The 11,290-nt window shown below is 65.3% G+C and carries 13 protein-coding genes; 8 read left to right on the top strand and 5 right to left on the bottom strand.

Annotated features, from left to right (window positions below):
• Positions 1 to 35: 35 nt before the first annotated feature.
• Together AB0N24_RS25525 and AB0N24_RS25530 are read left to right on the top strand one after the other, a co-directional pair.
• Entirely contained in the window at positions 36 to 824 is a 789-nt protein-coding gene (locus AB0N24_RS25525) for a GntR family transcriptional regulator (protein WP_364130818.1), read from the top strand.
• Between the two features lie 150 nt (positions 825 to 974).
• A complete protein-coding gene (locus AB0N24_RS25530; RefSeq protein WP_364130821.1) occupies positions 975 to 1,481 on the top strand; it encodes a MarR family transcriptional regulator in 507 nt (168 codons plus the stop codon).
• 42 nt (positions 1,482 to 1,523) lie between these two features.
• Here AB0N24_RS25530 and AB0N24_RS25535 read toward each other — a convergent pair whose 3' ends face one another.
• Positions 1,524 to 2,174 carry an NAD(P)H-dependent oxidoreductase gene (locus AB0N24_RS25535; protein WP_364130824.1) on the bottom strand — a complete coding sequence of 217 codons (651 nt, stop codon included), beginning with the start codon at positions 2,172 to 2,174 and terminating at the stop codon, positions 1,524 to 1,526.
• 149 nt (positions 2,175 to 2,323) lie between these two features.
• Between AB0N24_RS25535 and AB0N24_RS25540 the strand changes: the two genes are divergently transcribed.
• The 3 genes from AB0N24_RS25540 (at position 2,324) to AB0N24_RS25550 (ending at position 4,741) form a co-directional block, all read left to right on the top strand.
• A complete protein-coding gene (locus AB0N24_RS25540; RefSeq protein WP_364130852.1) occupies positions 2,324 to 2,992 on the top strand; it encodes a nitroreductase in 669 nt (222 codons plus the stop codon).
• A gap of 115 nt (positions 2,993 to 3,107) precedes the next feature.
• A complete protein-coding gene (locus tag AB0N24_RS25545; RefSeq protein WP_364130827.1) occupies positions 3,108 to 3,836 on the top strand; it encodes an NAD(P)H-binding protein in 729 nt (242 codons plus the stop codon).
• Between the two features lie 119 nt (positions 3,837 to 3,955).
• Positions 3,956 to 4,741 carry an alpha/beta fold hydrolase gene (locus AB0N24_RS25550; protein WP_364130831.1) on the top strand — a complete coding sequence of 262 codons (786 nt, stop codon included), beginning with the start codon at positions 3,956 to 3,958 and terminating at the stop codon, positions 4,739 to 4,741.
• 57 nt (positions 4,742 to 4,798) lie between these two features.
• On the opposite strand, the gene AB0N24_RS25555 is transcribed toward AB0N24_RS25550, so the two are convergent.
• Positions 4,799 to 5,410, bottom strand: a complete 612-nt coding sequence (locus AB0N24_RS25555) for a TetR/AcrR family transcriptional regulator (protein ID WP_364130833.1) — start codon at positions 5,408 to 5,410, stop codon at positions 4,799 to 4,801.
• Between the two features lie 33 nt (positions 5,411 to 5,443).
• Here AB0N24_RS25555 and AB0N24_RS25560 point away from each other — a divergent pair, with 33 nt between their 5' ends.
• Positions 5,444 to 6,508 carry a DMT family transporter gene (locus tag AB0N24_RS25560; RefSeq protein ID WP_364130836.1) on the top strand — a complete coding sequence of 355 codons (1,065 nt, stop codon included), beginning with the start codon at positions 5,444 to 5,446 and terminating at the stop codon, positions 6,506 to 6,508.
• Between the two features lie 89 nt (positions 6,509 to 6,597).
• On the opposite strand, the gene AB0N24_RS25565 is transcribed toward AB0N24_RS25560, so the two are convergent.
• Positions 6,598 to 7,146, bottom strand: a complete 549-nt coding sequence (locus AB0N24_RS25565) for a TetR/AcrR family transcriptional regulator (protein WP_214948816.1) — start codon at positions 7,144 to 7,146, stop codon at positions 6,598 to 6,600.
• 115 nt (positions 7,147 to 7,261) lie between these two features.
• Between AB0N24_RS25565 and AB0N24_RS25570 the strand changes: the two genes are divergently transcribed.
• On the top strand, positions 7,262 to 8,683 hold the full coding sequence (locus AB0N24_RS25570; RefSeq protein WP_364130840.1) for an MFS transporter: 1,422 nt from the start codon (positions 7,262 to 7,264) through the stop codon (positions 8,681 to 8,683).
• Positions 8,684 to 8,758: 75 nt separating this feature from the next.
• Positions 8,759 to 9,046, top strand: a complete 288-nt coding sequence (locus AB0N24_RS25575) for a hypothetical protein (RefSeq protein ID WP_364130843.1) — start codon at positions 8,759 to 8,761, stop codon at positions 9,044 to 9,046.
• Positions 9,047 to 9,079: 33 nt separating this feature from the next.
• On the opposite strand, the gene AB0N24_RS25580 is transcribed toward AB0N24_RS25575, so the two are convergent.
• Together AB0N24_RS25580 and AB0N24_RS25585 are read right to left on the bottom strand one after the other, a co-directional pair.
• Entirely contained in the window at positions 9,080 to 9,667 is a 588-nt protein-coding gene (locus AB0N24_RS25580) for a hypothetical protein (RefSeq protein ID WP_364130846.1), read from the bottom strand.
• Positions 9,668 to 9,744: 77 nt separating this feature from the next.
• A complete protein-coding gene (locus AB0N24_RS25585) occupies positions 9,745 to 11,022 on the bottom strand; it encodes a S8 family peptidase (RefSeq protein WP_364130849.1) in 1,278 nt (425 codons plus the stop codon).
• Positions 11,023 to 11,290: the final 268 nt, after the last annotated feature.

Below are 11,290 nucleotides of genomic sequence, written 5' to 3' on the forward strand. Positions count from 1 at the left end.
CTGGAATTCCCGAAGACCACTAAGCGAGGAATAACGTGCACGAGGACGCCGCCAGGTTCCTGTCCCAGCCGGTGGAGGCCCAGCCCGGCTCGCCGCTCCGGGTTGCCGTGTACTCCCGGATCGCCGAGGCCATCCGCAACAACCTCCTGACGCCCGGCTCAATGATCCCCACCGAAACGGAACTCGGCGCGGACATGAAGGTCAGCCGCACCGTAGTCCGCGAAGCGCTGATGCTGCTCGAAGAGGACGGCCTCATCCGGGCCCGCCGCGGCGTCGGCCGGTTTGTCGCCGACACCCTCCCCCGCATCGGCATCGAACGGATCCGCCCCTTCGAGGAAGTCCTCGGCGGCCCCGGGCAGCACATCGAAATCAAACGCATCCAGCGGCAGCGGCAGCCCGCCTCAGAGTTCGTCGCCCCCGGCGTGGGCGTCGAGCCCGGCGCAGACTGCTGGTTCTGGGAGTCGGTCCTGATCCGCGACGGTGAAGCCATCGCCCACCTGCAGGAAAACATCTCGGGCCTTCCGGTAAGCCTGGGCAGCAGTTCCGCTGCCGCCGCGCCGCTGGAAATCGACGACGACGGCGGCAGCACCCTGCTTGCCAGCCTGAACACCCGCTTCGGCCGGGTTCTTGGACCCGGCGAATGCCAGATCAGCCTGAGCCAGGTGGGTCCCAGCCGGGCCAAGCTGCTGGACCTGCGGGCCCCGGACCCGGTCCTCGTGCTGACGCAGTACGTCAGGCACGCGAACCGGCCCTTCTACCTGGCGAAGTGCCTGATCGCGGCACGCGCCGGGCACCTCTCCGTGATGCAGTCCATCCAGTCCTGACTGCAACCGCATCGGGGGCGTGTGGCCTCGGCGTTGATAGTGGCACCGGTGGCCTCGGCGTTGACAGTGGCAGCGGTGGGCTCGGGTTCAGCCGGATTTAATATCACTTGATACCGTATCGAATGAATGTATAGCTGTAATGTGGGCCCCATGACCCCCGACGCTCCTCACAGAACCACCGCCGCGCGTGCGACGGACCGCCCCGGTGATAAGTCACCTTTCGCTCTCGGCCTGCTGCTGCGCCGTGCGCACTGGCACGCGGCCACGGTGATGGCGGAGGCACTCCGGCCGCTCGGCATCGAATTGCGGCATTTTGCCGTGCTGATCGTGCTCGTCGATCGCGGGCCCACGGTGCAGCGGGATTTGGCGGCGGCGACGGGGTCGGACAAGGCGGGAATCATGCGTGTTGTGGACGACCTGGAGAGGAAGGGGCTGGCCGTACGCAAGTCCGTTCCGGGGGACCGTCGGGCGCGGGCAGTGGAGATCACGCCTGAGGGACTCGAGCTTTTCGATGCCGCCCATGTGGCGGCGGAGCCGCTGGCGGAGCGTCTGGTGGCCGAACTGGGCCCCGGCGAGCCCGCGCAGCTGACGGATCTGCTGACCCGTATTACCTATCCCGCAGGCGGAGAGGACGCAGGCGGCGGGGGCACCGTGTGACGCCCTGGGTCGAGGCGTCACACGGCGTCTATGGCCCGAGGGTTAGCTGGCGAGACGCGCCGCGAGTTCCTTGGCCTTGGTGGTCGCCTCCTCCAAGGCGCGCTCGCGGGAGGCCTCGTACAGGGGGATCAGTTCAGACATGGCCGGATTACGGGGGGCCATCGTGAGTTCCGGGACGATGAAGTTGAGGTCCAGGCGGAGGGTGCCCTTGAGGACGGACTCCAGGTAGTTCTGTACGAACTCGTTGCCCTCGCGCGGGGTACCCGGCGCGTAGGAGCCGCCGCGGCTGGCGACGACGGTGACCGGGGTGCCCTGGGCGGAGGGTGTCTCGCCCGCGGTGCGTCCGAGCAGGATCACGTTGTCCAGCCACGCCTTGAGGGTCGACGGGATCGAGAAGTTGTACATGGGGGCGCCGATCAGGACGGCGTCCGCCTGCTCCAGCTCTTCGATGAGCTTCACGCGCGCGGCGAACGCGGCGGACTGCCCCGGGGTGCGCTCGGACGGGGCGGCGAAACCCGCGGTGTGGGCGTCTGCGGTGATGTGCGGGACAGGATCAGCGGCGACGTCACGGTAGATCACCGTACCCTCCGGGTGCTGCTCCTCCCAGACTTTGCGGAACGCGTCCCCGACCGACCGGGACGAGGACGCCTCGCCGGGTAACACGGACGAGTCGATATGCAACAGCGTGGCCATGAGTTTTCTCCTAAGAACGGCGCCCGAGGCGGGGAACCAAGGGCTGAGGATTCATACTCGTAAGATAGTTACGTACGAGATAGTATTGAATGATATCATCTTGGATGTAACAGAAATGAACACGTTGAGAGACTGGGAGATTGCCCATCATGGACGTCTATGAAGCGGTCACGAGCCGACGAGCGGTGCGTGGATTCACAGATCAGCATGTCCCGAAGCACGTACTGGAGGGCGTGCTGTCCGCCGCGGCCTGGTCGCCGTCGTCATCGAACCTCCAGCCGTGGCACGCTTACGTATTGACCGACGGGCCGCTGGCCGAACTCAAAAAGCGCGCCGGTGAGCGCCTGGCCGCAGGCGAACCGTGGGACGAGCCGGAGTACGAGATGTACCCGCCCGCACTGAAGTCCCCATACCAGGAACGCCGATCTGCCTTCGGCGAGCAGCGCTACGGAGCACTCGGTATTCCGCGCGAGGACTTGGAGGCTCGCCAGCGGGCCGCTGCCGCGAACTGGGACTGTTTCGGCGCGCCCGCCGCCCTGTTCTGCTACATCGATCGGGACATGGGCCCGGCCCAGTGGGCCGACGTCGGCATGTATCTCCAGACCGTCATGCTGCTGCTCCGCGCCGAAGGGCTGCACAGCTGCCCGCAGATGGCCTGGGCGAAGTATCGCAAGACCGTCGCGGAGATCCTGTCACCTCCGGACAAGCTTGTGCTCTTCTGTGGCATGTCGATCGGTTTCCGGGACGCCACCGTGGGCGACGCCCGTACGGGCCGGGCGCCTCTGGACGAGACGGCCACGTTCGTCGATGCTTACTAACACCGGCCGCCCTCGGCCGATTTACTCGGACAGAATCCATCCGAGTTTGGTACATGCCACCCCACATGTGGTTCATGCGCCATGTACTGGACATACTCCCAACGAAAGGCATGTCATGAAATTCGCAGTCATCGGCGGTACCGGGCTGATCGGGTCCCAGGTCGTCAAGAATCTGAACGCCGCCGGGCACGAGGCGGTACCCCACTCGCAGTCCACCGGAGTCGACGTCATCAGCGGCCAAGGCCTGAACGAGGCGCTGGCGGGAGCCGACGTGGTCGTCAACCTGACGAATTCCCCGACCTTCGACGAAGCCTCCCCGGCCTTCTTCCAAGCCTCAATGGACAACCTCCTGGCCGCGGCCCGGAAGGGCGGCGCCGGCCACTTCGTCATCCTCTCGATCGTCGGCACGGACCAGGTGCCGGAGCTGGATTACTACCGGGCCAAGGCGCTCCAGGAGGACATCCTCACGGCCGGGCCGATCCCCTACTCCATCGTCCGGGCGACCCAGTTCATGGAGTTCATCGACGCCGTCCTGTCCTGGACCGCCGACGGCGACACCGTCCGGTTACCGGCCACGCCGATCCAGCCGATCGCGGCCAAGGACGTGGCCAATGCGGTAGCGGAGGTCGCCGCGGGCAACCCGCTGAATGGCATTCGCAACATCGCCGGCCCCGAGATCTTCCCCCTGGACGAGCTGGGCCGGATCACCTTGTCCCGCAAGGGCGACAACCGTACCGTCGTTACCGACCCCGCCGCCGGCATGTTCGCCGTCGTCAAGGGTGACGTCCTCACCGACAAGGACGCTCACCTCGCCCCCACCCACTACGCCGACTGGCTCTCCTGACACGCTCGCGCTCCAGCACCACTCAGTGGCGGGCGCCAGGCGGCTCCGGGTTGCCGAGCAACCCAAGGGTCCTCTCCGCGGGGCTGTTAGGAACAGCTGACCGGGCGTATGGTTCGTTCATGGATCGGATTCGGGCCATCCTTCTCCCCGGGAGCGTGCTTCCCGCGCAGCAGGCGTACGGCGCGCTGACGGCGGCACTGGGGCCCGACGTCGACGCTGTTGCCAAGGACCTGGAACTCTACGCGGGCGACGTGCCGCCGCCAGGCTGGAGCCTGGACACGGAGATCGACGGCGTGCTGCGCGAAGCCGATGCCCGTGGGTGGGAGACGTTCCATCTTGCGGGCTATTCGGGTGGCGGCGCGGCGGCGCTGGCTTTCGCCGCCAAGCATCCGGACCGGCTACTGAGCCTGGCGCTGCTGGAGCCGGCCTGGGCAGGGAACTGGGACTGGAGCCCGGCGCACACTGCGCTGTGGAAGGTCTATGAGCGGTTGGAGGACCTGCCGCCTGAGCAGTTCATTCCCGCCTTCATGAGGCTGGGAGTGAAGCCCGACGTCGTCCTTCCGCCACCACCGCCGGGTCCCCCGCCGCCGTGGATGGCCAAGCGGCCCGCGGGTATCAGGGCGTTCCTGCGCACCTTCAAGAGCTACGACTTAGACCGGGCGCGTTTGGCAGCCTTTCGCCCACCGGTGCTCTTCGCCCTCGGCGGCCTGAGCAACCCGGATGACTTCGGCGACATTGCCGGCCGGCTATCCAGGGTCTTCTTCCCGGACTTCCGCCTGGAGGTGTTCCCCAAGCGGCACCACTTCGACCCGCCACACCGGATCGAGCCCGAGCGGCTTGCGGAGCTGCTGCGGGCGCACTGGGCGCGGGCGGAACGCGAGAGTGCGGCATCCGCTGGCTCCTGACTTTGCAGTCAGCTGGGCGACACCGTCCGCCCTCACATGGCACTAAGACGCCAGGAGCTAGCTGGTGGCGAGCAGTCGCACTGCTGCGTCTCGCCCTACCGCGAAGGGCTGCGGGAAGGTACCCATTCCCATTGTCACGAGCCCGCCCTCGTACAGAAGCATCAACGAGTCGGCTGTCTGGGCAGGATCAGCGACGGACGCTTCCCTGCACAGCTGCTCGAGTAGGTCTCTCAACCACTTCTTTTGGCGGATGGCTTCCGCCGCGACGGGGCTCTCCGGGTCATCCGTCTCGGCCCGCGCGTTGATCGCGGAACACCCTTTGGCGCTGTTGTCGATGGCCCACCGCCCGGAGATGTCGAAGATCGCGAGGATCCGCTCGGTGCCGCCCGCGGGTACCTGCGCGAGTTCATTTTCGAGGTACTCGCGCCACCGGGCGTCCCGTCGTCGGAGGTAGGCCACCGCCAGCGCCTCTTTCGAACCGAACTGGTCATACAGGGTTTTCTTGGTGACGCCAGCCGCCGCGGCGATCGTATCCACCCCTACGGCGTGAATTCCTTCCCGATAGAACAGCTCGGACGCGGCGCGCAGAACCCGTTCCGCTCCCTTCGTGTACTTGGGCAGCTCATTCGTGTCTCGGGGCATCACCCCACGGCGATCTTCGGTCATCATGCATCCACTATACCGTTCTGTATACTAATTAGCATGAGTAAACAGAACGGTATACCTCAGCGCATTGTCCTGATCGGAGCTTCCGTCGCGTTCGTTCTCAGTTGGAGTTCCGGTTTTCTCGTAGCCAAAATCGGCACCGCCGGCGCCCCGGCGCTCACGGTGGTCTTCTGGCGATTCCTCATTGTCGTGGTAATCCTGGCGCTCGCCCTCGCCGGAACCGCCCTCCGCGTCAACATCACCCGTCGTCGGGCGGACGGCGTCGGTTCGAAAAACCGTCCCGGGAGACCCTCCCGCGGCTTAGTCATTCCCCGCGCGGGCGTGCCGGCCTGGCGCGACATCCGCCCCCACCTCGTCATCGGCTTCTTCGCCCAATTCGGCTACGTCGTGCCTATCTACCTGGCCATCGCCGCCGGCGTCTCGTCGGGGACCACCGCGCTTATCGATGCCATCCAGCCCCTTGTCATCGCCACCCTCGTCGGCCCGCTCCTCGGGCTCCGCGTCCGGGCCCTCCAATGGCTCGGCCTGGTGTTCGGCGCCAGTGGCGTCGCCCTGATCGTGGCCTCGGACGCATCCGCAGTCGCGTCTCCAGGCCCCGCCTATCTGCTCCCGCTCGTCGCCCTCGCGAGCCTCGTCACGGCCACATTCCTGGAGCGCCGCACCTCGGCACGCCTCGGCGTCTTTGCCACCCTGTCCACGCACGCCGCGGTCAGTCTCGTGGCGGTTGCCCTGCTCGCGTCCTTCACCGGAACCCTAGCCCCGCCGGCCACCCCTGACTTCTGGATCTCCACCCTGGTGATCGCGATCGTCCCCACCCTCATCGCCTACGCCCTGTACTGGTTCCTCCTCCGCCGGATCGGCATCACCACGCTCAATGCCCTCCTCTTCCTGGTCGCCCCGACCACCTCCGTCGCCGGGGCTCTCCTGTTCGCGGAACCGTTCACTCCCGCCACCCTCGCCGGCCTGGTCCTCGGGTCCGCCGCCATCGCCCTGGTCCTGTGGCCTGAGCCTTCCTCGGCGCATCCACCCTGCGGTTCTTCCGCCGATTCGGTCGACCCCGAATTCCAGTCAGGCGAAGCGGCCTCCTCACCGACCCGGTGAGGCGGTTCACGCGTCAACAGCGCCGCCGGGGTATGGCGCGGGCGGATGGCCAGTGTGGGCCTGGACGCTGAAAGCGCTCTCTGAACCCGTCAGGGAGCGAGCAGTCCGTCAGCGACGATCGCAAGCATCGATGCCACTGAGTCGGCGGGAAGCTCGCTGTTGTCCGCCACTGCGGCCATGCCGCCAACAAGCCGGCTGATTTGCATTGCCTCAACGCCGGGGCGCAGGGCCGAGTCCAACCCGTCAATCAGGCGCTGATTCGCGTTGACGTAAGTCGTGCATTTTGCTGCGAATGGAGACCCGGGGTCGCCCAGCGCAGCAGTGATCCGCGCGGCCGCACCCTTGTGTTCTGTCAGCATCGCCGCATAGTCGGTCAGCCAGGTCAACAGCCGCTCCCGCGCCGATGCATCGAGCGAAAGCGCCCTGTCGACTGCCGCGTTGACCTTCCCCGCCCAGGCCTCGAGGACCGCGTCATACAGCGACTCTTTGGTCGGGAAGTGCCGGTACAGCGTGCCGGGGCCCACTTCGGCCCCTTTGGCGACCTCGTCCATCGAAACGGCGTCGAAGCCTTTGGCGCGGAAAAGCGCACGGGCAACCTCCACGATCCGATCGCGGTTGCGTTGAGCGTCAGCGCGCACAGAAACACCTCTCAAAACATGGTTGCCAAACGGAGAGTGTCTCCGTATAGTTCTAAACGGAGCATCTCTCCTCTTAGTGTACGTCAGCCCTTCGGCTAGAACAGGACACCATCCCATGACATCCACAATCGCCACACGGGCGCCCGCCGGGCTCGGCCGGAGAAGCGGTAATCCGCGCGGCCGCGCCGGCAGCATTGGCCTCTGGCTGGTCATGCTTGCCCAACTCATGCTTGTCCTCGATGCGACCGTCGTAAACGTCGCACTCCCCCACATCGCCACCGACCTCGATTTCACCCCGGCCCAGCTCAGCTGGGTCCTGAACGGCTACGCCGTTGCCTTCGGCGGCCTCTTGCTGCTCGGCGGACGGATCGGAGACGTCTTCGGCCGTCGCCGCACGTTCCTGGTGGGCGTGGCAGTCTTCACGGTCTTCTCGCTGCTCGGCGGCCTGGCCACCTCACCCCTTCTCCTCGTCATCGCACGCGCACTCCAGGGCCTCGGTGCCGCGTTCGCCGCCCCGAGCGTGCTCGCGCTCATCACCACGAGCGCGCGGGACGACGGCGCGCGGAACCGGGCGCTTGCATTGTTCTCCGCCGTCGCCTCGATGGGCGGCGCGCTCGGGCTCATCCTTGGCGGCCTGCTCACCGACATGGCCAACTGGCGGTGGACCCTCTTCATCAATGTGCCGATCGGCGTCGTCGTCCTCCTTGCCGTGCCGCGCCTCGTCGCCGAGACTCCCCGGAGACCCGGGCGCTTCGACGTACTCGGAGCGGTGACCGCAACGGGCGGCGCCGTCGCCATCGTGTGGGCCCTCCTACAGGCGGGCGACGACGGCTGGTCCAGTCCCCGCACGATCGGCGGGCTGGTGGTAGGCGCAGCGCTGCTCACCGTGCTCGCCTTCACCGAGCGGAGGGTGGCCCACCCCCTCCTGCGCCCGCAGCTGCTCCGCAGTCCGAGCCGGGTGGCGGCGCTGGCGGCGATGGCGGCCACCTATGGCGGGATGCTGGCGATGTTCTTCCTCATGGTCCAGTACCTCGAAAACGATCTGCACCTCACGCCACTATTGACGGGGCTGGCTTTCCTGCCGATGCCCCTGAGCATCTTCGCGATGTCGCGGATCGTCCCGCGACTGGTCGAGCGCTTCGGGGCCGTCCGCCTGGTCATCCTCGGCACCGCACTTCGCGTGGTCGCCTTCCTGCCGCTCACGCAACTGAGTCCGGACACCCCCTTCGCCATCGTCATGGTTGCCCTGCTCTTGACGGGAATTTCAGCCGGCATGACGTTCATGCCGCTCACGACGCTTGCCCTTCGCGACGTCGAACCCGAGCACGCAGGGTCCGCCTCCGGGCTTTTCCAGACAATGCAGCAACTTGGCGGCGCCGTTGGACTGGCCATCGTGGCTTCGACCTACGCGGCCTTCGCCATCCCCGGCGACTTCCTGACCGGCGGACGGGCCGGGTTCTGGTCGGCCACCATCCTCTCCGCCCTCGCGCTGGCAGCCGTCGTCGGGCTGGTCATCAGACCTCGGAAGGTGGCATGAGGGCACCCGCTCGCCGGACGCCCTAGGTCCGAAGCCATCGCCGCCATCCTGCAGGAAAACATCTCCGCCCTGCCGGTGAGCGTTGGCAGCAGTTCCGCCGCCGCCGCGGAGATCGACGACGGCGGCACCCTGCTTGCCAGCCTAAACACCCGCTTCGGCCGGGTTCTTGGACCCGGCGAATGCCAGATCAGCCTGAGCCAGGTGGGTCCCAGCCGGGCCAAGCTGCTCGACCTGCGGGCCCCGGATCCGGTCCTCGTGCTCACGCAATACGTCAGGCACGCGAACCGGCCCTTCTACCTGGCGAAGTGCCTGATCGCGGCACGCGCCGGGCACCTCTCCGTGATGCAGTCCATCCAGTCCTGACCGGCCCGGGCGCACTACGGTTCAAGCGGGCCTCTATCTTTCCGGTCGCAGCATGAAAAATAACCTCCATGCGTCACCCCTAATCTGAGACAGCCTCAGCTCAGCGTCAAAGTCATCGAGCTTCCCATTTGCTTCACAAGTGATCTCACTGCTGTTCGTGTACTGGAGCTCGCAGTTTTCCTCGTTGATGACCAGCTTTCCCTGCCACCCGCTGTCACGGATGATCCGTTCCAGGTCTTCCCACTTCATATCCTGACCTTCGCGACCCGACCACTGCCGGTGCAGGTACGGGCAGGGCGCAGTCACGGCCAGGCAGGGAAGGAGTGCTGTGGCTTGAACGATCCGCTCTGACGTCCTTCCCTCCACACTCCCGATTTTGAACCCCTCAGGAACTGCAAGGTCGTCTGCTGCACGTAGCATCTCATTGGTTCTAGCTGCCTCCAGAAAGCCGCTAGCAATTACGAATGCGGTAATCAGCAGCACCGTTGCACTGCTGAGGATCACGGCAATCCGGCGCTTCTTGAGACTGTAGAGGACAAGGGCAATAACGCCGACAACTACGGTGACCATGACAGTCACGAGAATCACCGGGAAGTTTACTGTGAAGGCAGGGTATTCCATGGTTGTCCTTCGACCGGCTGCACCGAGCTTTGTCTAAGCAAAAATACTCCGCCAGTTTTACTGGTGGAGTATTCAGGCTAAGGGCAGTTACCCTCGACGGCCTTGCATGCGTTCACGCGGCCGTACGCCCAGGACGTACCAGTGCCGAGGATCGGGTCAGCGGTTGATTCGATTTTCGCGCGGACTGATGCGTTGTCGGTGACGGCAGGTGTTCTCCACACAAGCGCGGCAACGGCAGCGACAATAGGTGAGGCCATCGAGGTGCCGCTGGCAACGTCATAACCCTGCGACCGGCCGTTCTGCGTACCCAGGACGAAGGGGTGGTTCGGGAAGGTCGAGTAGACGTTGACACCCGGCGCGGCGACATCCACCCACTTTCCGTAGGTTGAGAAGGATGCCTTGTTGTCCTTGTTATCGGTTGCAGCAACGGCAATAACGTTGGGATACGCACCCGGGTAGATCTTGGCCTGGGTACCGGCGTTGCCGGCCGCGGCAACGATCACTACGCCCTTATTCCAGGCGTAATTGACGGCAGCTTCGAGGGTGCGGGAAGCGACGCGCTGTCCAAGGCTCATATTGATGACCTTGGCGCCGTTGTCGGCGGCCCAACTGATGCCGTTTGCAATGACTGAACTGGAGCCGGATCCGCTGTCATTGAGCACTTTGACGTCCAGGATGCTGCACTCCGGGCAGACACCGGCAACACCGATCTTGTTGTTGTACTTGGCGGCAACGATGCCGGCAACGTGGGTGCCGTGACCGTACTTGTCCTCAGGGTTTGCTGTGGGATCCTCCTTGGTGTCCGCAGTGACGAAGTTCGCGTATCCAACAACCTGCGGTGCGATGTCGTCGTGGACGTTTGCCACACCCGTATCCAGAATGGCCACTTTGGTGCCGCCGCCTCTCGTGACGCCCCATGCTTCAACGGCATCCACATCGGCATCCGCCGTGCCGTTGGCCGCTAGCAGCGTGCCGGCGGTGTTGGTAAGGGACTGGCCAACGTTCTGCAGGGCGTACTGTTGCGGGAAATACTGGTCATCGGTGGCGGCAGTAACCACCTCATCCGGCTCGGCGTACTCAACCGCCGGATTTCGGCTTAGAGCTTCAATGAGCTGCAATTCCTTGCCGGCCGGAACTTTGATGAGTTGGGCGCCGGTACTGCCGATGCCAGGTCCCTCGGTGAGTCCATGCTGGCGCAGCACGCCGGCTGCCCCGGCGCGATCACGGAATTTGACCATGATTTGCCCCGCAATATGGGAGGACTGGGAGGTGGCCGCGTTGCCTGGGAGCGCGAAAGTGATCGCGCCAAACCCCATGATGATCACTGTGACAGAAGCTATAAGGATTCTTCTCATGGGGAGTATCTTGCTTCAATCTTCACGGGCTAGATAGTGGGAGCCGGCAAGTGGTTGCCGACTGCCGGATCGAAAGCTGCCGCCGCGCCGTTGGAGAGCGAACGACGACGGCAGCAGCACCCTGCCTGCCAGCCTGAACAAGCGCTTCGGCCGGGTTACCCGGACCGGCTAGTTGTACTGCCCAGGGACGTTGGTCCGGTGAATGTGATGACTCGCGGGAGTCGTTGACTGATGGGTGAGGACCTCCGGTTGCACAGTGGAGTTGCTT

This window comes from Arthrobacter sp. NPDC093128 (assembly GCF_040683875.1).
Taxonomy (GTDB): domain Bacteria; phylum Actinomycetota; class Actinomycetes; order Actinomycetales; family Micrococcaceae; genus Arthrobacter.

Coding starts and splice junctions, on each gene's coding strand:
- AB0N24_RS25530 (WP_364130821.1), top strand. CDS start 975: ATGACCCCCGACGCTCCTCACAGAACCACCGCCGCGCGTGCGACGGAC.
- AB0N24_RS25535 (WP_364130824.1), bottom strand. CDS start 2,174: ATGGCCACGCTGTTGCATATCGACTCGTCCGTGTTACCCGGCGAGGCG.
- AB0N24_RS25540 (WP_364130852.1), top strand. CDS start 2,324: ATGGACGTCTATGAAGCGGTCACGAGCCGACGAGCGGTGCGTGGATTC.
- AB0N24_RS25545 (WP_364130827.1), top strand. CDS start 3,108: ATGAAATTCGCAGTCATCGGCGGTACCGGGCTGATCGGGTCCCAGGTC.
- AB0N24_RS25550 (WP_364130831.1), top strand. CDS start 3,956: ATGGATCGGATTCGGGCCATCCTTCTCCCCGGGAGCGTGCTTCCCGCG.
- AB0N24_RS25555 (WP_364130833.1), bottom strand. CDS start 5,410: ATGATGACCGAAGATCGCCGTGGGGTGATGCCCCGAGACACGAATGAG.
- AB0N24_RS25560 (WP_364130836.1), top strand. CDS start 5,444: ATGAGTAAACAGAACGGTATACCTCAGCGCATTGTCCTGATCGGAGCT.
- AB0N24_RS25570 (WP_364130840.1), top strand. CDS start 7,262: ATGACATCCACAATCGCCACACGGGCGCCCGCCGGGCTCGGCCGGAGA.
- AB0N24_RS25580 (WP_364130846.1), bottom strand. CDS start 9,667: ATGGAATACCCTGCCTTCACAGTAAACTTCCCGGTGATTCTCGTGACT.
- AB0N24_RS25585 (WP_364130849.1), bottom strand. CDS start 11,022: ATGAGAAGAATCCTTATAGCTTCTGTCACAGTGATCATCATGGGGTTT.